Source organism: Pantoea dispersa (assembly GCF_035783935.1).
Lineage (GTDB): Bacteria > Pseudomonadota > Gammaproteobacteria > Enterobacterales > Enterobacteriaceae > Pantoea > Pantoea dispersa_C.
The window spans coordinates 66,031-89,570 of the sequence record NZ_JALKOV010000010.1; the positions used below are offsets into that span (position 1 = coordinate 66,031).

General features: G+C 59.9%; 21 protein-coding genes. 7 read left to right on the forward strand and 14 right to left on the reverse strand.

Annotated features, from left to right (window positions below; all coding sequences use genetic code 11):
* Positions 1–87: 87 nt before the first annotated feature.
* The 8 genes from MXF20_RS18495 to pilM form a co-directional block, all read right to left on the reverse strand.
* Complete coding sequence (locus MXF20_RS18495; protein WP_325970665.1) at positions 88–1,107, reverse strand: SPOR domain-containing protein; 1,020 nt, start codon at positions 1,105–1,107, stop codon at positions 88–90.
* A gap of 94 nt (positions 1,108–1,201) precedes the next feature.
* Positions 1,202–2,290 carry a 3-dehydroquinate synthase gene (gene aroB, locus MXF20_RS18500; RefSeq protein ID WP_325970666.1) on the reverse strand — a complete coding sequence of 363 codons (1,089 nt, stop codon included), beginning with the start codon at positions 2,288–2,290 and terminating at the stop codon, positions 1,202–1,204.
* 39 nt (positions 2,291–2,329) lie between these two features.
* Entirely contained in the window at positions 2,330–2,851 is a 522-nt protein-coding gene (gene aroK / locus MXF20_RS18505) for a shikimate kinase AroK (RefSeq protein WP_010617392.1), read from the reverse strand.
* Between the two features lie 481 nt (positions 2,852–3,332).
* Entirely contained in the window at positions 3,333–4,589 is a 1,257-nt protein-coding gene (hofQ, locus tag MXF20_RS18510; protein ID WP_325970667.1) for a DNA uptake porin HofQ, read from the reverse strand.
* Complete coding sequence (locus MXF20_RS18515; RefSeq protein ID WP_325970668.1) at positions 4,534–4,911, reverse strand: HofP DNA utilization family protein; 378 nt, start codon at positions 4,909–4,911, stop codon at positions 4,534–4,536. Before MXF20_RS18515 ends, hofQ begins: the two co-directional genes overlap by 56 nt.
* The gene (locus MXF20_RS18520; RefSeq protein WP_325970669.1) at positions 4,901–5,389 is read right to left on the reverse strand and encodes a hypothetical protein; all 489 of its coding nucleotides are present in this window, start codon (positions 5,387–5,389) and stop codon (positions 4,901–4,903) included. The genes MXF20_RS18515 and MXF20_RS18520 overlap by 11 nt, the downstream gene beginning before the upstream one ends.
* Positions 5,382–5,924, reverse strand: a complete 543-nt coding sequence (locus MXF20_RS18525; RefSeq protein WP_325970670.1) for a PilN domain-containing protein — start codon at positions 5,922–5,924, stop codon at positions 5,382–5,384. Before MXF20_RS18525 ends, MXF20_RS18520 begins: the two co-directional genes overlap by 8 nt.
* Positions 5,924–6,733: a type IV pilus biogenesis protein PilM gene (gene pilM, locus MXF20_RS18530; protein WP_325970671.1), complete on the reverse strand. Its 810-nt coding sequence runs from the start codon at positions 6,731–6,733 to the stop codon at positions 5,924–5,926. The genes MXF20_RS18525 and pilM overlap by 1 nt, the downstream gene beginning before the upstream one ends.
* A 148-nt stretch (positions 6,734–6,881) precedes the next feature.
* Between pilM and mrcA the strand changes: the two genes are divergently transcribed.
* Entirely contained in the window at positions 6,882–9,431 is a 2,550-nt protein-coding gene (mrcA, locus tag MXF20_RS18535) for a peptidoglycan glycosyltransferase/peptidoglycan DD-transpeptidase MrcA (RefSeq protein WP_325970672.1), read from the forward strand.
* A gap of 62 nt (positions 9,432–9,493) precedes the next feature.
* Here the strand turns inward: mrcA and nudE are convergent, their stop codons facing one another.
* A complete protein-coding gene (nudE, locus tag MXF20_RS18540; RefSeq protein ID WP_325970673.1) occupies positions 9,494–10,081 on the reverse strand; it encodes an ADP compounds hydrolase NudE in 588 nt (195 codons plus the stop codon).
* Between the two features lie 397 nt (positions 10,082–10,478).
* Here nudE and MXF20_RS18545 point away from each other — a divergent pair, with 397 nt between their 5' ends.
* The 4 genes from MXF20_RS18545 to pckA all read left to right on the forward strand — a co-directional run bounded on the left by MXF20_RS18545 (position 10,479) and on the right by pckA (position 16,048).
* Positions 10,479–12,620 carry an intracellular growth attenuator family protein gene (locus tag MXF20_RS18545; protein WP_325970674.1) on the forward strand — a complete coding sequence of 714 codons (2,142 nt, stop codon included), beginning with the start codon at positions 10,479–10,481 and terminating at the stop codon, positions 12,618–12,620.
* Between the two features lie 238 nt (positions 12,621–12,858).
* Positions 12,859–13,260 carry a ribosome-associated heat shock protein Hsp15 gene (gene hslR, locus MXF20_RS18550; protein ID WP_325970675.1) on the forward strand — a complete coding sequence of 134 codons (402 nt, stop codon included), beginning with the start codon at positions 12,859–12,861 and terminating at the stop codon, positions 13,258–13,260.
* Positions 13,261–13,285: 25 nt separating this feature from the next.
* Positions 13,286–14,158: an Hsp33 family molecular chaperone HslO gene (gene hslO / locus MXF20_RS18555; RefSeq protein ID WP_325970676.1), complete on the forward strand. Its 873-nt coding sequence runs from the start codon at positions 13,286–13,288 to the stop codon at positions 14,156–14,158.
* A 270-nt stretch (positions 14,159–14,428) separates the two neighbouring features.
* A complete protein-coding gene (gene pckA / locus MXF20_RS18560) occupies positions 14,429–16,048 on the forward strand; it encodes a phosphoenolpyruvate carboxykinase (ATP) (RefSeq protein ID WP_325970677.1) in 1,620 nt (539 codons plus the stop codon).
* A gap of 133 nt (positions 16,049–16,181) precedes the next feature.
* Here the strand turns inward: pckA and envZ are convergent, their stop codons facing one another.
* The 3 genes from envZ to MXF20_RS18575 all read right to left on the reverse strand — a co-directional run bounded on the left by envZ (position 16,182) and on the right by MXF20_RS18575 (position 18,674).
* Positions 16,182–17,540 (reverse strand): two-component system sensor histidine kinase EnvZ, encoded by a 1,359-nt coding sequence (gene envZ, locus MXF20_RS18565; RefSeq protein WP_325970678.1) that lies wholly within the window; start codon positions 17,538–17,540, stop codon positions 16,182–16,184.
* Complete coding sequence (gene ompR / locus MXF20_RS18570) at positions 17,537–18,256, reverse strand: two-component system response regulator OmpR (protein ID WP_001157751.1); 720 nt, start codon at positions 18,254–18,256, stop codon at positions 17,537–17,539. Before ompR ends, envZ begins: the two co-directional genes overlap by 4 nt.
* A gap of 127 nt (positions 18,257–18,383) precedes the next feature.
* Positions 18,384–18,674, reverse strand: coding sequence for a hypothetical protein (locus MXF20_RS18575; protein WP_325970679.1), 291 nt, complete (start codon positions 18,672–18,674; stop codon positions 18,384–18,386).
* 92 nt (positions 18,675–18,766) lie between these two features.
* On the opposite strand from MXF20_RS18575, the gene yjbE reads away from it, so the two are divergent.
* Positions 18,767–19,009: an exopolysaccharide production protein YjbE gene (gene yjbE, locus MXF20_RS18580; RefSeq protein WP_021507409.1), complete on the forward strand. Its 243-nt coding sequence runs from the start codon at positions 18,767–18,769 to the stop codon at positions 19,007–19,009.
* Positions 19,010–19,111: 102 nt separating this feature from the next.
* Here the strand turns inward: yjbE and greB are convergent, their stop codons facing one another.
* Both greB and MXF20_RS18590 read right to left on the reverse strand, forming a co-directional pair.
* Positions 19,112–19,618, reverse strand: a complete 507-nt coding sequence (gene greB / locus MXF20_RS18585) for a transcription elongation factor GreB (RefSeq protein ID WP_058780186.1) — start codon at positions 19,616–19,618, stop codon at positions 19,112–19,114.
* A gap of 52 nt (positions 19,619–19,670) precedes the next feature.
* Positions 19,671–20,933 carry a hypothetical protein gene (locus MXF20_RS18590; protein WP_325970680.1) on the reverse strand — a complete coding sequence of 421 codons (1,263 nt, stop codon included), beginning with the start codon at positions 20,931–20,933 and terminating at the stop codon, positions 19,671–19,673.
* A gap of 234 nt (positions 20,934–21,167) precedes the next feature.
* Between MXF20_RS18590 and MXF20_RS18595 the strand changes: the two genes are divergently transcribed.
* Positions 21,168–23,498 carry a Tex family protein gene (locus tag MXF20_RS18595; protein ID WP_132466631.1) on the forward strand — a complete coding sequence of 777 codons (2,331 nt, stop codon included), beginning with the start codon at positions 21,168–21,170 and terminating at the stop codon, positions 23,496–23,498.
* Positions 23,499–23,540 lie beyond the last annotated feature (42 nt).

Here is a 23,540-nt window from a genome sequence, read left to right on the forward strand (position 1 = left end):
GCTATTACATCTTAATTATTGGCTGTGGTGAAACCGACAGCAGATCTGCGCTTAGAACGGGGCCGCAGCAGCGCGGCCCCACATCAATTACTGGCTCTCTTTCTTCACCTGACTCAGCGGCTTAACCCACGGATTCGCCGCGCGCACTTCCGCCGGCAGTGAAGCAACCGCGCGTTTGGCTTCGGCAGGCGTGGCATACGCACCGCTCACCAGCACATACCACGGTTCGCCGTTACGCGTGGTTTTATACACGTGATAACCGCTCAGATTCTGTTTCTTCGCCCAGGCGTTCAGGCTCGCTTCTTTCGAGGCACCGCTCAGCTGCAGCGTATAGTTGCCGCCGGATGGCAGCGACTTGCTGGCACCGCCACTGCTGGCCGGTGCGCTGTTGTGCGCCGTGGTGCTGTGCGTTTTGTTCTCTTTCACCGCCGCCGGTTTGCTGGTGGTCGGTGCTTTATGGCTGCTGGCGGTAGCGCTGCGCGCTGGCGTCTCCGCACGCACTGCCGGTGGCGTGACCGCTTTACCGGCGCTGCCGCTGACCGTGGCCGGTGCCGTTGGCAGCGAGCTGTTGCCCTGTGCGCCCTGCGCAGCAGCATCAACGGAACCCTGCTGATTATTCAGTGCGGTGTTGAGATCGCCCGGCAGCGTCACGCGCTGCTGGTTAGCTGGCGTGTCAACCGGCGCGGCCTGAGTCGGCGTAGAGGAGACGGACGGCATCGAGATCGACTGACCGTCGCTGCCCGCCGGTGCGGCGTTGCCGGCGGTATTTTGCGGCGCGCTGCCCTCAGCCGACGGCGTGGCATTCTGCTGGCCGCTCATAGAGGTTGAACCCGACAGGTCGATATTCTTTTCGCTACCGCCGGTTGCCGGTGCCGCGCTGCCGGTGCTGGCGCTGTTGCTGGCCGGTTTCTTCTCATCCGGACCGGTCAGTGCAGAACCAATACCCAGCACCAAAATCAGCAGCACCAGAATGCCGATGCCCATCATCATATGCTGACGGGAAACCGGTACTTTCGCTTTCGGCGCAGAAGACGATTTGCGAGGCCGCGTGGGACGGCGGTCACTGGCGTCAGGTTTTAACTCGTCTTCCGGTTTGAACTCATCCATTTAGCCTCCTCCGTAAAACGGCACGCTTCCCACGTGCCGCATCACTGCTCACTGTTCCCCTGCCGGACAGCAGCCCGACGTAGTCCGGGGATAATCAAGATACTTTGCAATCGTTAATCGCAGCCAGCACCATATCATGCGCCACGCCGCCACGCACTTCGGAGCGGCCAATAGCGAGAGGCAGCACCAGACGCAGCTCGCCGCCGAGCACTTTTTTATCGCGCATCATGTGCGGCAGATAGGCTTCTGCCGTCATGCTCGCCGGGCCGTTAACCGGCAGGCCGGCACGCTGCAGCAGCGCAATAATACGGTCAGTATCGGCCGCGCTGAACTGACCCAGTCGCTCAGCAGTGCGCGCGGCCATCACCATGCCCGCCGCAACCGCTTCACCGTGCAGCCAGTTGCCGTACCCCATATGCGCTTCAATCGCGTGACCAAAGGTATGACCCAGATTGAGCAACGCACGCAGGCCGGTTTCACGCTCATCGGCCGCCACCACGTCGGCTTTCAGCTCGCAGCAGCGGCGAATGCAGTAAGCCATGGCGGTTTTATCCAGCGCCAGCAGCGCATCGAGATTCTGCTCCAGCCACTGGAAAAATTCACCGTCGAGAATAATGCCGTACTTGATCACTTCCGCCAGGCCAGAGGCCAGTTCGCGCGGCGGCAGCGTGGCAAGGCAGTCAGTATCGATCACCACCGAAGCCGGCTGGTAAAAGGCACCGATCATGTTTTTGCCGAGAGGATGGTTTACCGCGGTTTTCCCCCCGACCGAGGAGTCAACCTGCGACAGCAAAGTGGTCGGCACCTGAATAAAGCGCACGCCGCGCTGGTAGCTGGCGGCCGCAAAGCCGGTCAGATCGCCAATCACGCCACCGCCCAGCGCAATCAGCGTGGTGTCACGGCCGTGCGGCTTCTGCAGTAGCGCGGTGAACACCTCGTCCATCACTGCCAGCGTCTTGTACTGCTCACCGTCGGGCAGAATCACCTGATCGACTTTCACCCCGGCGTCGCTCAGCAACGTCGCGAGTCTGTCCAGATAGATCGGTGCCAGCGTCTGATTCGTCACCAGCATGGCATTGTCGCCGGCTTGCAGCGGCCAAAAAGAAGCCGGATCGTTAAACAGTCCGGCAGCGATGGTGATGGGGTAACTGCGATCCCCCAGTGAGACAGTGATCTTCTCCATGATGACCGATACCTATTGCTGAGCCCTCAGGGTGCTGGATTAGTTTTTTTCCAGCATGTTGATGATCTGATTGGCGACAACTTTTGCACTTTGATCGTCAGTGCGAATGGTGACGTCAGCGATCTCTTCGTAAAGCGGATTACGTTCGCCAGCCAGCGCTTCCAGTACCTCGCGCGGCGGTTCATCAACCTGCAGCAGTGGACGCTTTTTATCACGCTGAGTGCGGGCAAGTTGCTTTTCGATGGTGGTTTCGAGGTAGACGACCACGCCGCGGGCGGAGAGACGATTGCGGGTTTCACGGGATTTGACGGAGCCGCCACCGGTCGCCAGGACAATGCCCTGTTTCTCGGTCAGCTCGTTGATGATTTTCTCTTCACGATCGCGAAAACCGGCTTCGCCTTCCACATCAAATACCCAGCCTACATCCGCTCCGGTACGTCGCTCAATTTCCTGATCGGAATCGAAAAATTCCATATTGAGTTGCTGAGCTAACTGACGACCAATAGTGCTTTTGCCGGCACCCATCGGCCCAACCAGAAAGATATTGCGTTTCTCTGCCATTTTGTCGGTATTACTAAGAATTCGTTGATGATACCCCGCGTTCAGCATAATGCTGGCGGGACAGGAACTGAGACCTCATGAGCGTTAGCAAGAGTCAGATTGAAAATTATCTCAACACTCATGGCCGTTTGGCAACCGAATAAATTGCCCCCGGCGACCTTCAAACAGGACCGGTCTGTGGTTCGCGAGACGGTAACGCTCTTCCTTTTTTGCCATCCTTGTGCGCGCTACAGGTGCGCTGGCCGGGCCTGTCGCTCCCGATAGCTTACCTGCGTAAACCGGGGAATGCGTGCCGTGACTGACGTCCTGTACCACCCAAAATTCGGGCATATTTCTTTCGATGCCAGTATCGCTTGTCACTGACATCCGCCGGAAGGTTATCCTGCCGCGTTCCGTTACACCGTTTTAAAATCGCTAAACCTTGTATGCTAATTCCTGCCCTGCGTCAACGCAGTTGGTCATATGGAGCGAATTTTCCGCTTTATCCGGCGGTAAGCGCTGCTTCCCTGACCAGTCGCGGCGTGATGAAGATCACCAGCTCACGTTTTTTGCGTTCGTCGGTCTGCTGACGAAACAGACCGCCGAGCAACGGTATCTCGCCGAGCCACGGCACACGCTTTTCGCCCTGGGTGCGCTGCTGCTGGAAAATACCGCCCAGCGCCAGCGTTTCCCCATCGCGCAGCGTCACCTGGGTGGCGATTTCCTGCTTATCAATGCTCAGTACCTGACTTTCCCCCATCGTCAGGCTGCGACCCGGCATATTCTGGCTCAGCCGCAGCGTGAGCTGAATGCGCCCGTTGCCCAGTACCACCGGCGTGACCTCCATGCCGAGCACCGCCTCTTTAAACTCAATCGCCGTCGCGCCGCTGCTGCCGGATTTCACCTCGTACGGGATTTCGGTGCCCTGTTTGATGGTGGCGGTCTGCTGGTGCGAGGTAAACAGCCGCGGGCTGGCGATGATTTCGATCTGGTTCTCCTGTTCCAGTGCGCTCAGCTCCAAGTTAAGCAGTTCGCCGCTCATCTGTCCGAGCGTAACGCCGGTGCGTATCGCCGGGTTGCTCACCGCCAGCGGCATCTGCAGCTGCGGATTGCGCAGCGCCCCGGTGACAACATCGCCGGGTGCGGTGCTCCAGCTGACGCCCAGCTCGCGCAGATGCTCTTCATTGATGGTGACAATGTGGGCCGCCAGCTCAACCTGTTCCAGCGGCAGATCCAGTGCCTGCAGCCAGCGCTCGGTGTCGCGCAGTGCCTGCGCGCTGTCCCGCAGCAGCAGGCTGTTAGTGCGGCTGTCCACCGTGACGCTGCCGCGCGACGTCATCAGCGAGCGTTCCGTCTGCAGGCTGCGGTAGACATCACTGGCGCTGGCGTAATGCAGCGTCACGGTGCGCTGCTCAAGCGGCGTTTGCTGCTGCTGCGCTTCACGCTCGGCCTGCGCCTGTTGCACCTGCAGCTGCTGCCAGCTTTCCGGATAGACCAGCAGCACGCCCTCCTCCTGGATCACCGTGAGTTTCGCCAGCCGCGTGACCAGCGCCAGTGCGCGCTCCCAGCCGACGTTATCGAGTCGCAGCGACAGCCGCCCCTCCACGCCCGGCGCGATCAGCAGGTTGGTTTGCTGATAGTCAGCCAGCGCCTGCAGAATGCGCTCGACTGGCGCATCATCAAACACCAGGCTCAGGGGCTGTTCAGTGGCGTGCAGCGGACTGCTCAGCGCCAGCCACAGCAGCAGCATCCTTTTCATAAAATCCTCCTTTTATTACCCATGTGATCTGCTGCGGCGGACAGCTTTGCGTGGCGCTTAGCACCAGCGAGCGAGCGTTCAGCTGTGTTATCTGCCACGGTGCCACCGGAAAGGCACCCGGCGCGCTCAGCCGCTGGCTCTGGCCCTGCGGTGAGACCAGCCAGGCGATAAAGTGCGGCGCGCGGCCAACGATGCCCTGTAAGCGCCAGCCCTGCGGTACGGCAGCGGGCGCCTGACACTGGCTGGCGGCCAGCGGCTGAAACGGATCGCGCGCCAGCGCCCAGCTGCTGCACAGCAGGAACACCAGTGCGCTACTCCGCATCGTCACTCTCCAGCCAAAGCTCAGTGCGTAACACGCCCTGCTCCGCCTGCAGCTGAAAACGCTGCGGCACCGCTAACGCCGTCGCGGCCAGCCCGCTGAACAGCGGCAGAAATTGCGGCCAGCTCAGGCGCAGCGCCAGCTGCTGCGGCTGGCTGTCCGGATGCCAGGCCTCCAGCTGGCTGCCGCGCGCTGCAACCAGTTGTTCTAATGATACGGAGGCGGCTGCGGCCAGTGGCTGCAACGCCGCGATCTCTGCCTGTAGCCGTTCGATGGTCGGCCGCGCGTCCAGCTGCTGCTGCCGTTGCTGGTACTGCTGCGCCAGCTGTGACAACTGCTGTTGCAGCGCGCTGGACCGCTGCTGTTGCGGCCGCAGCAGCAGTAGCCACGCCAGCGCCAGTAACAGCAGTGCCAGCAGCAGCAGACTGAGCATCCGCCACGTCAGCGATAGCTGCAGCCAGCGCTGGATGAGTTCATTCATCGGCCACCTCCTGCAGCCGGGCGCGCAGCGCGAAGCGATAATCCCCCTGTGCCTGACGCTGCACGCTGCCCTGCTTTACCGCCGCAAACAGCGGCTGCGTCTGCAGCTGCTGGCGGAACGCGCTGACGTCAGCCAGGCTCTGCGCCAGGCCATCCAGCACCAGCTGTCCCTGACGTCGCTCCACGCGGCTCAGCCACAGCGTATCGGGCATCAGCGTGGGCAGCAGCTGCCAGAACTGCTGCCAGCGCTGATGCTGCTGCAACCGCTGTTGCTGCGCCTGCCGCTTCAGCAACAGCGCATCGCGCTGCTGCAGCAGTGCGTGCTGATGCGCCAGCTGCTGCTGTATCTGCTGCAGCTGTATCGCCATGCTGGCCTGCTGTTGTGCTGCATGCTGGTAGCGCTGTTCACCGCGCCACCACAACAGCAGCGCGAGCGATAACGTGCACAGCAGCAAACCCGCCAGCAGCACCGCACTGTGCTGACGCCGCTGCTGCCGCTGCTGCGCGCGCCATGGCAGCAGGTTGACCGCCAGCATCAGCAATCCTCCGGCCGCAGCGCCAGACCAAGCGCCACCGCCAGCGCGCCCGCCTGCGCCGGCAGCGGCGGTTGCAGATAATGCAGCAGCGTCAGCGGCCTGCAGCGCTGCACTTCCGCTTCCGGCAGCCGTTCGGGCGCGGTGCAGAACACCGTTTGCGCCTGGGGAAAGGTGTCGCGCAGATGGGCGAGCGTCAGCGGTTCGGTTGCGGCACCGCAGGCGTTATTTTCGCCGGCCAGCGTCCACAGCCAGTGATCGCTGAGCGGATGGATCAGCAGCTGATGCGGGCGCAGCGGGATACGCATGGCGATCTGCGTCAGCGCCAGACTGCTCAGCTCAAACACGTCGGGGCGCAGTCCGGCCTGCTGCAGCGGCGCCAGCCACTGAGCGATGACTTCGCGGCGCGCGGCGGTAACGTACAGCTGGCCAGCGCTATCGGCCAGCCGGTAATCCAGCGACAGCGAGGCGGCTTCGACCGGAAACAATCGTGATGCAGACGCGTTAACGTAGCGGCTGAGCGCCGGCTCGCGTAACGAGGTCTCTGGCAACGGCAGCGTGCGCTGCAGCACCAGCTGCGGCGGCAGGCCAACGCGCAGCGAGTAGCGCCTGGGTAAATGGCGCTGCCAGCGCACCAACATCTCCTGTAACACTGGCGAGGTTTGCAACACGCCGTTGCGTAACGTATCGTGCGGCAGCGGCTGCTGCCACCAGTGTCGCAGCTGCCATCCATGACGGCGTCGTTCAATGCCAAGGGCGCAGAGTTGCCCGTTCTGGATGTCCAGTCCAATTTGCCAGCGCTGAAAAGCCATGCGCGCGATCTCCTTATCGTTGCAGAAAAAAGGATGATTACCCGCATCGCATCAAGAATGACGGGTATATCAAAGCGTCAGGCTTGCCTTTATACTACCGCGCGATTGTTTATAAACTGCCCAAACGACAACAGATGGGAATTCTCAGGTGAAGTTCGTAAAGTATTTATTGATCCTTGCAGTGTGTTGCATTTTGCTGGGAGCCGGCACGGTTTATGGTTTGTACAAATACATAGAGCCGCAGCTGCCTGATGTGAACACATTAAAAGATGTGCGCCTGCAAACCCCGATGCAGGTTTACAGCGCGGATGGCGAGCTGATCGCCCAGTACGGTGAAAAGCGCCGTATCCCGCTCACCCTGCAACAGATGCCGCCTGAGTTAATCAAAGCGTTTATTGCCACGGAAGACAGCCGCTTCTATGAGCATCACGGCGTCGATCCGGTGGGGATTTTCCGCGCCGCCAGCATTGCGCTGGTCTCCGGCCACGCCTCGCAGGGCGCCAGTACCATTACGCAGCAGCTGGCGCGTAACTTCTTCCTCAGCCCTGAACGCACGCTGATGCGTAAAATCAAGGAAGCCTTCCTGGCGATTCGCATCGAGCAGCTGCTGAGTAAGGATGAAATCCTTGAGCTGTATCTGAATAAAATTTATCTCGGCTATCGCGCTTATGGCGTCGGTGCCGCAGCACAGGTTTACTTCGGTAAACCTGTCGATCAGCTGTCGCTGAGTGAGATGGCGATGATTGCCGGCCTGCCGAAAGCGCCATCGACCTTTAACCCGCTCTACTCGCACGCCCGTGCGCTGGCGCGCCGCAACGTGGTGCTGGCACGCATGCTGGATCAGAACTACATCACCCAGCAGCAGTACAACGACGCGCGCAACACGCCGCTGACCGCCAGCTATCACGGCCCGGAAATCGCCTTCTCTGCTCCATATCTTACCGAGTTGGTGCGTCAGGAGATGGTGAAGCGTTACGGCGACAGCGCCTATGACGACGGTTACAAGGTGTATACCACCGTGACGCGCCACCTGCAGGAAGCCGCACAGCAGGCGGTGCGCAACAACGTGATGGCCTACGATATGCGTCACGGCTACCGCGGCCCGACCAACGTGCTGTGGAAAGTGGGGGAAGCCAGCTGGGATCACACCCGCATCGTCAATACGCTGAAAAATCTGCCGGTGTACGGTCCGCTGAATGCCGCCGTGGTCACCAGCGCCAGCGCCGACGAAGCCACCGCCATGCTGAAAGATGGCAGCAGCGTTTCGCTGACGTTAGCTGGCGTGCGCTGGGCGCGTCCGTATAAATCTGACACCCTGCAGGGCCCGACGCCGCGCAGCGTTACTCAGGTGCTGCAGGCTGGCCAGCAGATTTGGGTACGTAAAGTCGGCGATGCGTGGTGGCTGGGACAGGTGCCGCTGGTGAACTCGGCGCTGGTGTCGCTTAACCCGGAAGACGGTGCGGTACGCGCGCTGGTGGGTGGCTTCGACTTCAACCAGAGCATGTTCAACCGTGCTACCCAGGCGCTGCGCCAGGTCGGCTCGAACATCAAGCCATTCCTGTATACCGCCGCCATGGACCGTGGCCTGACGCTGGCCTCCATTCTCAACGACGTGCCGATTTCACGCTGGGATGCCGGTGCCGGCGCAGACTGGCGTCCGAAGAACTCGCCGCCAACCTATGCCGGTCCGATTCGTTTACGTCAGGGCCTGGGTGAGTCGAAAAACGTGGTGATGGTGCGCGCGATGCGTGCCATGGGCGTCGATTATGCCGCTGAGTATCTGCAGCGTTTTGGCTTCCCGGCGCAGAACATTATCCATACCGAGTCGCTGGCACTGGGCGCCGCATCCTTCACACCAATGCAGGTGGCGCGCGGCTATGCGGTGATGGCTAACGGCGGCTTCCTGGTCGATCCTTACTTCATCGCGAAGATTGAAAACGAACAGGGCGGCGTGATTTTCCAGGCGCAGCCGAAGATCGCCTGCCCGCAGTGCAATCTGCCGGTGATCTATGGCGACACCAAAAAGTCGGTGGCGCTGAATGAAGAGAGCGTGGAGAACGTCGCCACCTCGAATCAGCAGCAGAATCAGACCGTGCCGCAGCCCGAGCTGGAGCAGGTACCGGCGCAGCCACAGCCGGCCGGCGATCAGCAGTATGCACCGCACGTGATCAACACGCCGCTGGCGTTCCTGATTAAGAGCGCGCTGAACTCCAACATCTTCGGTGAACCGGGCTGGATGGGAACCGGCTGGCGTGCCGGCCGCGATCTGAAGCGTAACGATATCGGCGGCAAAACCGGTACCACCAACAGCTCCAAAGACGCCTGGTTCTCCGGTTATGGTCCGGGCGTGGTGACGTCGGTGTGGATTGGCTTCGATGATTCGCGCGCGCTGGGGCGCACCACGGTATCGGGTGCAATTCCGGATCAGATCTCCGGCTATGAAGGCGGCGCGAAGAGTGCGCAGCCGGCATGGGATGATTACATGAAAACGGCGCTGGATGGCGTACCGGTGCAACCGCTGACGCCGCCGGACGGCGTGGTAACGGTGACCATTGACCGCAGCACCGGTAAGCTGGCCAACGGTGGCGGCAATACCCGTCAGGAGTACTTCATTAACGGCACCCAGCCGACCGAGTATTCGGTGCATGATGTGGGCACCACCATCATGGACAACGGTGAAAGCCACGAACTGTTTTGATCAAAAAAGCCGGGGGAAATCCCCGGCTTTTTGTTTTTACCCCGTGCGACTTTCCGCGCCTTTTATTGCGCCGCCAGGTGTCCTGAATAACTCAACCGCCCCTGCTTCACCAGCCATTCACGCACCATGAACAGCGCGCTGACGTTACGCGCCTCGCGAAAATCCGGCTCTTCCAGCAGCGCCAGCAGATTGCTGAGCGGCCAGCGGCGTACAATCAGCGGCTCCGGCTCATCCCCTTCCAGCTTCTCTTCGTACAGCCCTTCTGCCACCACGATATTCATCTTGCTGGAGAAATAGGATGGCGCCATAGTGAGTTTGCCCAGCGCTTCCAGCTGGTGCGCGCCAAAACCGACTTCCTCTTTCAGCTCACGGTTGGCGGCTTCAAAAGCACTTTCACCCGGATCGATCAAGCCTTTCGGGAAGCCGAGCTCGTAGGTTTCCAGCCCGACCGCGTATTCCTGAATCAGGATCACGTCATCGCCGATGATCGGCACTATCATCACGGCTTCACGGTCGGAGGGCTTCATGCGCTCATAGACGCGACGCGCACCGTTGCTGAAGGCGAGATCAACCGCTTCGATGGTAAACAGGCGGGAGCGGGCCACCGCTTCCACGTTGAGGATGTCAGGTTTTTTCAGGGGTGTGGTCATATCAGCCTCAAACTTAGCACAGCCTTGTGAAACGCGATGACGTCAGCATACCGAAGCCCGCAGCATTGTGCGACACACAGCGCAAGTCAATCATAGTGGCAGAGATTGACGCCCGCCGCTAACAATCTGTTGTTGGTTGCACAGTAAGAATTTCACAATAAGTCAACGGGGTAGCAGCAAATTCGGATAATACCGATGTTTAATTGAGGCCCATGTGAGTACCATCCCGTTAAGGAATAATCTAACAAATTTATAATTCAATGATTTTGCGCGGTATTTTGTTTCATTTGCCTCTTGTCAGAATGACTTCTGCTCGCCAAAATTGACTCGTATTGCAGGTTTTACCGGGAGCACATCGTAAACGTGACGGCAGATTTTTGGCTGGATTGAGCAAAGCATGAGCACTCTTATCGTCATTCTGGCTATCATGCTGGCCTGTTCGTTAGTGGCCGGAATTGGCTACTGGTACGCTATGCGGCATCGTCCGCCGTTGGCGAAACCGCTGCCGTTTATCGGTCCACCCTGCCGTAAACTCACCGATGAAGAACGCGCGGCCGTTGAGAAGTACATCGCGTCGCTGGGCAAACCGCGTCAGCGCGGCAGCGGGCGATCGACCCGTTCGTCACGGGAACCCGAAGCGCTGGCGCTGACTGCCCAGAGCAATAATGTTTATCCCGTCACCCGCTCCATTACCCGTTACGGCCTCTCCACTGACGATCCCCACAAATGGCGCTACTACCTGGATGAAGTCGAGGTGCATCTGCCGCCGCTGTGGGAGCAATACATCGCTGAGGAGAACTACGTCGAGCTGATCCGCACCCAGACTTTGCCGCTGGTGATCTCGCTCAACGGCCATTCGCTGGTGAACTATGCGGTGGAACAACCGGCGCTGCCGCCGCTGGTACGGCCGATGTCGACCAACGCCTCGATTCGTAAAGAGGAGAGCGAAAACGTCGAGCTGCTGCAGGTGCGCAAAGAGTCGCCGGAAGAGTATCAGCTGTCGCGCGCCGACGGCACGCGCGAAGCAACCGCCATTTGCTGCGCCTTCCTGCTGTTTTTCCTCAGCCTGGTGCTGCCCGGCAGCCTGATGCTGTGGATTGCGCTGCCCGCCGGCGCGATCGTCGCCGTCAGCCTGTGGTTTATGTACCGATTCCCCGGCGAGAAAGGGCTGCGCGATGTGCACTGCCTGCGCGGTGCACCGAAGCGCTGGGGCCTGTTTGGCGAATCCAATCAGGAACAGAGCAACATCTCGCTCGGCATTATCGATTTGATCTATCCGGCACACTGGCAGCCTTATGTGGCGCACGATCTGGGTCAGGTGACGGATGTGGACATCTACCTGAATCGCCAGGTGGTGCGTCAGGGCCGCTTCCTGTCGCTGCAGGATGAAGTCCGCAACTTCCCGGTGCAGCGCTGGCGCAAAAACCTGGTGCTGGCGTGCGGTTCGCTGCTGGTGCTGGTGATGCTGGTGAGCTGGATTCCGCTCGGCATGCCGATCAAACTCAGCCTCGCCTGGCTGAAAGGCACCGAAAGCGTGGAAGTGAACAGCGTCGATAAACTCGCTGCCCTGCCGCTGCACATCGGCGATAGCCTGAAAGTAAGCGGCACCGGCATGTGTTCGGTGCCGGGCAACTATCAGAGCAACCGCAGCTACGCCTGGATGCCGTTCGACTGCTCGGCGATTTACTGGAACAACGCCGCGCCGCTGCCGCTGCCGCAGTCCGACATCATCGATAAGGCCGCCGCGCTGCTGGAAACCACCACGCAGCAGCTGCATCCGGAAACCAACACCGACCCAAAACTGAACCCGCAGCTGGCGTCGGCGATTCAGAAGTCAGGCATGATCCTGCTGGATGATTTCTCCGATCTGGTGCTGAAAACCCAGCAGCTGTGCAGCCAGCAGCAGGATTGCGTGCGGCTGAAGAACGCGCTGGTCAATCTCGGCAACGCCAAAGACTGGGACACGCTGATTCACCGCGCCGATTCCGGCAAGCTCAACGGCATGAACGTGCTGCTGCGCCCGGTTAGCGCCGAAGCGCTGGAGAATCTGGTCAACACCGCCACTTCAACCTTCTTCTCGCGTGAGACGCGTCGCGCGGCAGAAACCCTCAACAGCCCGCCGCCGGGTGGATTTCTGATCATCAGCGATGAAGGCCGGCAGATGGTGAACCAGCCGCAGCCGTCGGTGGCGCTGTTCGATCTCGACGCGCCTTCACAGTGGCACGAGCTGCAGCGCCTGTCCGGCATGCTGCTGCACACGCCGTTCGCCGCCAGCGGCATCATTACCAGCATGACTACTGATGCCAACGGCACGCGCCATATCGCCCTGCACAACGAACCGGACGCCATGGCGCAGTGGCGCTATCTGGGCACCGCGCTGCTGATGCTGGTGCTGATTGTCAGCGTGGTCAGCAACGGCCTGCTGGCGCTGCGCCGTATCCACCGCAACCGCCTGCGTATGGCGCAGATTCAGCAGTATTACGACAAGTGCTTCAACCACAACCTCAGCACTATGCAGAGCGTGCGCTCGCTGTTCTGACCCTCCACCTTCTGTGCTACCCTGTCGCCCTGTTTTTCAGGGCGGAAAACAAAATGCCGATTACGCTTAAGGGATTGGCGATGGATCGACAGCCCGCAACGGTATCTCGCCCTTGATTTCTCCCGTTGTACCCATACCTTTGGGTATCCGGCACCGGCCCGGTCCATCTTTCCGGCGTCATGCGGCCGCGTGCGACCATCGCGACGCGGCGTGACGCAGCCTAACAGCAGGAGCCGCAATGAAAGAGAAAACCAGTGAAGGCGTTCGCCTTGATAAATGGCTGTGGGCCGCGCGCTTCTATAAAACCCGCGCGCTGGCTCGCGAAATGATTGAAGGCGGCAAAGTGCATTACAACGGCCAGCGCAGCAAACCAGGCAAAGTGGTCGAACTGCAGGCCGAGCTGACGCTGCGTCAGGGCAACGATGAGCGCACGGTGATTATCACCGCCATCGGCGACCAGCGGCGTCCGGCCAGCGAAGCGCAGCAGATGTACGCGGAGACGGACGCCAGCATCGAAAAGCGCGAAAAGAACGCGCTGGCGCGCAAAATGAATGCCCTGAGCATGCCGCATCCCGATCGCCGCCCGGACAAGAAAGAGCGCCGCGATCTGCTGAAATTTAAATTGTCGGGCGATGAATAACTCGCGCCCCCACGAGAGAAACCTTATGTCTGTTCAAGATCAACTGCACCGTTACCTGTTTGAAAACGTCGCCGTGCGCGGCGAGCTGGTCAACGCATCTCAAACCTGGCGCGACATCGTGCAGAATCACGACTATGCCGAGCCGGTCAAAACCCTGCTGGGCGAACTGCTGGTCGCGACCAGCCTGCTCACCGCCACGCTCAAGTTTGACGGCGACATTACCGTGCAGCTGCAGGGCGATGGCCCGCTGAGCATGGCGGTAATCAACGGTAATAACCGCCAGGAACTGCGCGGCGTGGCGCGGGTGAAGGAAGACGCGGAGATCGCCGCCGGCAGCAGCCTGAAGCAGATGGTCGGTAACGGCTATCTGGTGATCACCATTTCGCCAGAGAAAGGCGAGCGCTATCAGGGCGTGGTCGGTCTGGAAGCGGAGACGCTGGCAGGCTGCCTGGAAGATTACTTCATGCGTTCCGAGCAGCTGCCAACCCGCCTGTTCATTCGCACCAGTGAGAAAGGCGCAGCCGGTATTCTGCTGCAGGTGCTGCCCGCGCAGGAGCCTAACCTGGATGACTTCAATCATCTGGCCACGCTGACGGAAACCGTGAAGAGCGAAGAGCTGATTGAACTGCCCGCTACCGACATCCTGTGGCGTCTCTACCATCAGGAAGAAGCCACCGTTTACGATCCCGCGCCGGTCAGCTTCAAATGCACCTGCTCACGCGAGCGCTGCGGTGAAGTGCTGAAAACGCTACCGCCAGAAGAAGTGGATGAGATTCTGGTCGAAGACGGCAAAATCGACATGCACTGCGATTACTGCGGCACGCACTATGTGTACGATGCCGTGGACATTGCGGCCATTCGTAACGCGCCATCCGGTAACAGCGATCAACTGCATTAATCAGCAAACGGGCGGTTACGCCGCCCGTATTTCCCTCCGGCGTAGCGCTATGATTTTTCACGGAAATTAACTAATTATTGCTAACTTTAGTTTCATAAGTGGCAGATTTCTCTACTTGTCACGTTCCAGCTCGCATTTTTAACTCTCTTCACTTTTCCACCTCGCTCAGACGTGTACACTGCGCGCGATCTGCCCTGTGCGGCTATGCGCAACAGGACGCAGAAACCCTCATAAAAAATGCAATGAAGTACCGATTTAAGGAGCAGTCACATGCGCGTTAACGGCCTGACATCGCAAGACCTCGAAACGCTCGGTATCAGCGGCACTACCGAAGTGGTGTACAACCCCGATTACGCCACGTTATTTCAGGAAGAGACCCGCCCGGAGCTGGAAGGTTATGCGCGCGGCACCCTGACGCAGAGCGGCGCTATCGCCGTGGATACCGGCATTTTCACCGGGCGCTCGCCCAAAGATAAATACATCGTGCGCGATGACACCACGCGTGACACGCTATGGTGGAACGATGTCGGCAACGGCAAGAACGACAACCAGCCGCTGTCGCAGGAAACCTGGCAGGCGCTGAAAGATCGCTGCACGCAGCAGCTTTCCGGCAAGCGTCTGTTTGTCATTGACGCCTTCTGCGGCGCCAATCCGGATACCCGTCTCAGCGTGCGCTTCGTGATGGAAGTGGCATGGCAGGCGCATTTCGTTAAAAACATGTTTATCCGCCCGACAGAGGCCGAGCTGGCTGACTTCACGCCGGATTTCGTGGTGATGAACGCGGCGCAGTGCATCAATCCGGACTGGCAGGCGCAGGGTCTGCATTCAGAGAATTTTGTCGCCTTTAATCTGACCGAACGCATGCAGCTGATCGGCGGCACCTGGTACGGCGGCGAGATGAAAAAAGGCCTGTTCGCCATCATGAACTATCTGCTGCCGCTGAAGGGTATCGCCTCGATGCACTGCTCGGCGAACGTCGGCAAAGCGGGCGACGTGGCGGTGTTCTTTGGTCTGTCCGGTACCGGTAAAACCACGCTCTCTACCGATCCGGATCGTCAGCTGATCGGCGACGATGAGCACGGCTGGGATGACGACGGCGTCTTTAACTTCGAAGGCGGCTGCTACGCCAAAACCATCAATCTGTCCGAGCAGGCCGAGCCGGAGATTTATCGCGCCATTCGTCGCGATGCGCTGCTGGAGAACGTGGTGGTGCGCGCCGACGGCACGGTCGATTACGCCGACGCCAGCAAGACGGAAAACACCCGCGTGTCTTATCCGATCGAGCACATTGAAAACATCGTGCAGCCGGTGTCGAAAGCAGGCCATGCGAAGAAGGTGATCTTCCTGACCGCCGATGCGTTTGGCGTTCTGCCGCCGGTTTCCCGCCTGACGCCGGAGCAAACCCAGTACCACTTCCTGTCCGGCTTTACCGCCAAGCTGGCTGGCACCGAGCGCGGCGTGACGCAGCCCACCCCAACCTTCTCCGCCTGTTTTGGCGCGGCGTTCCTGACGCTGCATCCAACGCAGTACTCGGATGTGCTGGTGAAACGTATGCAGGCGTCCGGCGCGCAGGCCTATCTGGTGAATACCGGCTGGAACGGCAGCGGCAAGCGCATCTCGCTGAAAGACACGCGTGCGATTATCAACGCAATTCTGGCCGGTGAGCTGGATGAAGCGGAGACCGTGACGCTGCCGGTGTTTAATCTGCAGGTGCCCACCACGCTGGTACAGGTGGACGATGCCATTCTCGATCCGCGCCGCAGCTGGCCGGACGACGCAGCCTGGCAGCAGGCGGCTGAAGCGCTGGCGCAGCGCTTTATCACCAATTTCGAGAAGTACACCGATAACGACGCCGGTAAGGCGCTGGTGCAGGCCGGCCCGCAGCTGTGAGGTAATCTGGCCGCCACAACGGCGGCTTAGGTATGGCACCTTTCGTCGCGGCGCGATCCATCGCACATGCCTGCAGCGGCAATATCGCTGATGGATGCGCAATAGATTGCGCCGAGACGGTTGGTGCGGAAATTTAACTAACGTTACTGCTTACTGTCGTCGTGGCGCTGTTTTCCGGGATCGGTAACCACGCACGGATACGTAATCCGCCGCGTTCACTGTCGCCAATCTCCAGCGATCCGTCATGCGCATCGATAATACGCTGCACAATCGCCAGACCCAGGCCGGTGCCGCTGGTGCTGCGCGCGCTGTCGCCACGCACAAACGGCTGGAACAGATGCTGTAGCTGATCCGGCTTGATACCCGGGCCATCATCCTCCACCTGGAACCATGCGCGATTCAATTCCTGACCGCTGCTGACTTTAATCCAGCCATTGCCGTAACGTGCCGCGTTGACCACCAGATTCGCCACCGCGCGTTTAATCGACAGCGGGTTAATGTCCAGCATCAGCTCGGCGTCCATCACCGCATTCTCAATTTCGCGCTCGTAGCCGCTCTCCGCCGCCACCACTTCGCCCAGCACGCTATTCAGATCGGCGCGCTCGGTCTGCATCTCCTGCCCGGTGCGCAGATAATCAATGAACTGCTCAATGATGGCGTTGCACTCTTCAATGTCTTTATTGATCGACTCGGCCAGGTAACCATCTTCTTCGCCCATCATCTCGGTGGCGAGACGGATGCGCGTCAGCGGCGTGCGTAAATCATGGCTGACGCCGGCCATCAGCAGCGTACGATCGTCGGCCAGCTGCTTCACGCCCGCCGCCATCTGGTTGAAGGCGCGCGTCACCGAACGCACTTCCGAGGCACCGTATTCGCGCAGCGGTGGCGGAATAATGCCTTTCCCGACCTGCAACGCAGCGTGTTCGAGATCGACTAAGGGTCGGTTTTGGATACGGATAAAAAGCCAGGCACCGCCAATCGCCAGCAGCATTATTGCCAGGGTATAGCGGAACAGCGGTGAGAAGTCGCCCTGATGGATTTCGGTCAGCGGCACGCGCACCCAGATATCCGGCGACAGCCAGGTTTTCAGCCAGACCACCGGCGAGTTTTTGTTAACCTCAACCCGCACGTCGGTCGGCCCGCCCAGCTGCTGCGCCATCTGTTCACTGAGGAATTCGTAATGCTGCGCCCAGCGCAGCCCGCTCTCTTCCGCCGCCGCGTTGGTGTACAACGAAATGCCCAGCTCACGATAAATCTCGCGCCGGAAGGCCGGCGGCACTTCCAGCTGCGTGCCATCCTCCAGCTGCAGCCGGTCGGTCATCAGCATACGCACTTCGTAGGCGAGGACTTTGTTGAACTGCTGCAGGCTGGGAAGAATGGCAAAATTGAGCACCACCAGGTAGGTCGTTACCAGGCTGACGAACAGCAAGGTAACGATCAACAACAGGGTGCGGGCAAACGAACTGCGGGGTGAGAAGCGCAATCGCCTCATGCTTTGCTGCCGTCCGGAACGAACACGTAGCCAAGGCCCCAGACGGTCTGGATGTAGCGCGGATGCGCCGGATCTTCTTCGACCATGCGGCGCAGACGAGAGATCTGCACGTCGATAGAACGCTCCATCGCACTGTACTCACGTCCGCGCGCCAGGTTCATCAGCTTATCGCGCGACAGCGGCTCACGCGGATGGCTCACCAGCGCTTTCAGCACCGCGAACTCTCCGCTGGTCAGCGGCATCGGCTCATCTTCACGGAACATTTCGCGCGTGCCGAGGTTCAGTTTGAACTTACCGAAGGCGATGACGGCTTCTTCCTGCGATGGCGCGCCCGGCAGCTCATTGGCCTGACGACGCAGCACGGCACGAATACGCGCCAGCAGCTCACGCGGGTTGAACGGTTTTGGAATGTAGTCATCGGCGCCGATTTCCAGCCCCACGATACGATCGACCTCTTCACCTTTCGCGGTGACCATGATGATCGGCATCGGGTTACTCTGGCTCCGCAGACGACGGCAAATTGACAGGCCATCTTCGCCCGGCAGCATCAAATCGAGCACCATCAAATGGAATGATTCGCGGGTCAGCAGACGATCCATCTGCTCGGCGTTGGCGACACTGCGCACCTGAAAGCCCTGTTCGGTGAGATAGCGTTCGAGCAGTGCGCGCAGACGCATATCATCATCGACGACCAGAATTTTGTAGTTCTCTTGCATGTTCAACTCCCAAAGGCGCCATTGCCTGAGCCGATATTGTGTAAAAAAGATGCCCGTCTGTGACAGTCATTAATGGTTTATATTCTAGCCGAAATTGTTACAAAGCATATTAAACAGCAGCTTATCTTTAATTTTGACCGCGAACTGCGGCTTCGCTCGCGCTTTTCTGACTGATTTTGACGCCGTTTAGCGCTTGTCTGAAAATCAGCGCCGTTTTCTGCCGGCGACTGGTCCAGCCGGGCCGTCCCGCTTGCGCCGTCAGGCGGGGCGCGCCATTTGGCTTAAGTTTCGCGGGCAGAATAGGCCGCTGGCGGCGCTCAGCAGCATAAAATAGCGCGTTTTCGCCACTGACTGCGCATCCGCGCTCGGAACAGTGCCAGTGCGCGCGCAAAATAAGGCCACCATTAAATAAAGCCATTTAAATCAGTCAGTAAACTCCCCTTTCCTCTGCGCAAATGATCTCCGACACTGCATCGGTACCTGCTTACTGAGTTCATGTGGAGAAGAAAGATGAAAAAAACCGTTGTTCTGCTGAGCGCTCTGGTACTCACCAGCCTCACACAGGTTCAGGCCGCTACGCCAGCGGGCGAAGCCGCCGGCGCACAGGCGTCGACCACGGCCAAAGGTAATTCAGATGCCATCGGCATCGGTGCCGTGGGTGCCCTGCTCGGTGTGGCGCTGGCCACCATGGGCGGCGGCGATCACGGCGGCAGCAGCACCTCAACGACCACGGCGACCACGCCGGGCAAATAACGCTTATCTGGCGCGGCAAGGCTGCGGCGCTTCCCCCTCTTATACTGCCAGCCCTTTCGCCAGCGGAGAATAAGTTGCGCCCCGGCTTGTTTCACCAGGCCATTACTCTCCGCCTCTTTTTTCCTCACTTTCCGTGACGTACTCAATGCGGTTCACAAACCACACCTTCTGTCCTTCCGGCGTGTTTACCGTCACCTCGTCATCCACCTCTTTTTTGATCAGCGCGCGCGCCATCGGCGAGTCGATGGAGATGTAATCTTTCACCGTATCGCCATAGATCTCGTCCGGTCCGACGATGCGAAAACGCTTCACGTCGCCCTGCTCATTCTCCACTTCCACCCAGGCACCGAAGAACACTTTGCCCTCCTGCTGCGGCGCATAATCGACAATTTTCAGCTCGGCGAGGCACTTACGCAGATAGCGCACGCGGCGATCGATCTGGCGCAGCAGACGCTTGTTGTAGGTGTAATCGGCGTTTTCGGAGCGATCGCCCAGGCTGGCGGCCCAGGAGACAATGCGGGTGATTTCCGGCCGCTTCTCATTCCACAGATGGTCGTGCTCAGCACGCAGCTTGTTATAGCCTTCGCGGGTAATCAGTTGGGTTTTCATCGCTTCACTCGTGGTTACAGCCTCGTTACTGCACAGAGGCTATCACAAAGCGTCACTTGCCCGGACAGGCACCCAGCGTCTTTTTCATCAGGCGCACGTAATCGGCGACCAGACCGGGCGTCCAGGTCATGATTTCGGCCCGCTCGCGCAGCACGCAGGCGCCCCAGAATGCCGGCTGCAGCAGCAGGGCAAACACCTGCGGCAAACGCCGGCCATAATAGCCTTCGAACGCCACATCCAGCGCATCCACCACCGTCGTTGAGCAATTTTTTGCCGTCAGGTTATACAGGCTGTCGCCGCGGTTGGCCTGCCAGTAGCTGGCAAGCGCCTGCCGGTTGTAATACTGAAAGCTGAAGGTTAAATCCGGGCTGCGCCAGTCGGCGACCTCTGCCGCCAGCGAGGGAAGAAAACGGCCGGGGCGATCGTTAATCTGCCCGGCCAGCAGCAGACGCGGCAGCTCATGCGGCTGCGGATCGATCTCCTGCTGCGGATAAAGGCTGATGTAGCCGCGCTCGCCAAAGCTCAGTGCCGCGTGGCCGGTACAAAAGTGCCCTTCACCGTTGATCACGCCGATATAACGATCGATCACGTAGCGCTTCGGCTGTTTATCCGCTTCAGCCTGTGCCTGCCAGACGTGGACATACAGCGGCAATGCCGCGGCGACCGGCGGAAAGCTGGCCCGATGCCACGGCCTGAGCCGCGCGATGTTGCGATGGCCGCGACAAAACCACGGCAGCAGCGTGACGGACTGGCCCACCGGCAGGCGCTGCCACTGCAGCCAGACGCGCCACACCGTCAGGCTGAACGACAGCAGCAGCAGCACCAGCCAGCCGCCCAGCAGCAGGCAGGTATGAATGTGGTCGTCAACAAACAGCACCACGCTCAGCACCATCTCGCCGCAGCCCAGCATAAAATGTCGCACCCAGCGCTGGCGCTGAATCAGCGCCGCACTCAGGCAGCGAAACAGGCCGTTAAACAGCAGGCAGATCTCCATCACCGCCAGCAGCAGTTTCTTCAGCTGCCTTTCGTCACCGTGCCACAGCGCGCCGGCCAGTAGCGTACTAACAAAAATCAGGGAAAACAGCAGATTGAGCCAGCGTTGCAGCGACACTTCACCGCTCAGCAGGTTGAACAGCAGCATCACCAACAGCAGCAACGCCAGCACCTGCAGCGACAGATTGATATGCCCATCGACCAGCACATCCGTCACGATCATCGCAGCCAGCAGCACGCCGCACAGCGCCAGGCCATAAATCAGCAGACGATAACGTACCAGCAGCTCGCGTCCGGCCAGCAGCAGCAGTAATTTGAGCATTCCTTCGCCTCCTTCCGTGGTATGGCGCGGATTATAAAGCACAGCCGCTGCGCATCAGGCAGAAACCGCCGTGTCATTGCGCTGGGGTTTAACGCATAGGTGGCTAAGTTTTCTGTATTGCGCGCTGCATTCAGAAAAAGACGGATTCACCGGCCAGCGGCTGGCAATTTGCGGCCTCAGTCCGTATAACTGTCCCCTATTTCTAACCCTGTGTAAGCAAGACCGTTACTGATGATGAAAGATTCGCTGAGCCAGATTATCGCAGGTGAGCTGAAGGCACGCGCCGACCAGGTTGACGCCGCCATTCGCTTGCTGGACGAAGGGAACACCGTGCCGTTTATCGCACGTTACCGTAAGGAAGTGACCGGCGGGCTGGATGACACCCAGCTGCGTACGCTGGAGAGCCGTCTCGGCTATCTGCGTGAGCTGGAGGAACGCCGCCAGTCGATTCTGAAATCCATTGATGACCAGGGCAAACTGACGCCGGAATTAGCCACTGCCATCAACGGCACGCTGAATAAAACCGAGCTGGAAGATCTCTATCTGCCCTACAAACAGAAGCGCCGCACGCGCGGGCAGATCGCCATCGAAGCCGGGCTGGAACCGCTGGCAGAGACGCTGTGGAACGACGCATCTCAGGATCCCGAGCAGCTGGCAGCCCGTTATGTCGACGCGGACAAAGGTGTCGCCGATGTGCGTGCTGCGCTGGATGGCGCACGCTATATCCTGATGGAGCGCTTTGCCGAAGACGCTACGCTGCTGGCGAAAGTGCGTGAATATCTGTGGAAGAACGCCCATCTGGTTGCCCGCGTAGTGGAAGGTAAAGAAGAAGAAGGCGCCAAGTTCCGCGACTACTTCGACCATCACGAAGCGCTGAGCAGCGTGCCGTCGCACCGCGCGCTGGCCATGTTCCGTGGCCGTAACGAAGGCATTTTACAGCTGTCGCTCAATGCCGATCCGCAGTTCGACGAAGCACCGCGCGAAAGCTACGGTGAAACGCTGATCGCCGACCACCTTGGCCTGCGCCTGAACAACGCACCGGCCGACAGCTGGCGCAAGGCGGTGGTGAGCTGGACCTGGCGCATCAAAGTCCTGCTGCACCTCGAAACCGAACTGATGGGCACCATCCGCGAGCGGGCGGAAGACGAAGCGATCAATGTGTTTGCCCGTAATCTGCACGATCTGCTGATGGCGGCACCGGCCGGCATGCGTGCCACCATGGGCCTCGATCCAGGCCTGCGCACCGGGGTAAAAGTGGCGGTGGTCGATGCCACCGGCAAGCTGGTCGCGACCGACACCATCTATCCGCATACCGGCCAGGCGGCCAAAGCCGCGACCTCGGTGGCGGCGCTGTGCGCGAAGCATCAGGTTGAACTGGTGGCCATCGGTAACGGCACCGCATCACGCGAAACCGAACGCTTCTTCCTTGATGTGCAGAAGCAGTTCCCGCAAATCAAAGCGCAGAAAGTGATCGTCAGCGAGGCCGGTGCATCGGTCTATTCCGCGTCCGAACTGGCGGCGCAGGAGTTCCCCGATCTCGACGTTTCGCTGCGCGGTGCGGTGTCTATCGCCCGTCGTCTGCAGGATCCGCTGGCGGAGCTGGTTAAAATCGACCCGAAATCGATTGGCGTTGGCCAGTATCAGCATGATGTCAGCCAGAGCCAGCTGGCGAAAAAACTTGATGCGGTGGTGGAAGACTGCGTGAACGCCGTGGGCGTTGACCTGAATACCGCCTCGGTGGCGCTGCTGACGCGCGTCGCCGGCCTGACGCGCATGATGGCGCAGAATATTGTCAGCTGGCGTGACGAAAACGGCCGTTTCCAGAACCGGCAGCAGCTGCTCAAGGTGAGCCGCCTCGGCCCGAAAGCCTTTGAACAGTGCGCCGGCTTCCTGCGCATTAACCACGGCGATAACCCGCTGGATGCGTCAACGGTGCATCCGGAAGCCTATCCGCTGGTGGAGCGCATTCTCGCCGCCACGGAACAGGCGCTGAATGAACTGATGGGCAATCCGGGTAGCCTGCGCGACCTGAATGCGCGCGACTTCACCGATGAGCGTTTCGGGCTGCCGACCGTCACCGATATCATCAAAGAGCTGGAGAAACCGGGCCGCGATCCGCGTCCGGAGTTCAAAACCGCGCAGTTTGCCGAAGGCGTGGAGACGCTCAACGACCTGCTGCCGGGCATGGTGCTGGAAGGTGCGGTGACCAACGTGACCAACTTCGGCGCGTTCGTCGATATCGGCGTGCATCAGGACGGCCTGGTGCACATCTCTTCGCTGTCGGACAAATTCGTAGACGATCCGCATCAGGTGGTGAAAGCCGGCGATATCGTCAAAGTGAAGGTGATGGAAGTCGATCTGCAGCGTAAGCGTATCGCGCTGACCATGCGTCTGGATGAGCAGCCGGGTGAAAGCAACGCGCGCAGCGGCGGCAACCGTGGCGCAGGCAAAGAGGCCGCGCGGCCGGCCGCCGGTGCCAAAGGCCGCGGCAAACCTGCCAGCGCCAGCGTCGGTAACAGTGCGATGGGCGATGCGCTGGCGGCGGCCTTTGGGAAGAAACGCTAAGCAGCGCGCGAGTACAGGAGGTTGATAAATTGTCCTGGCGGA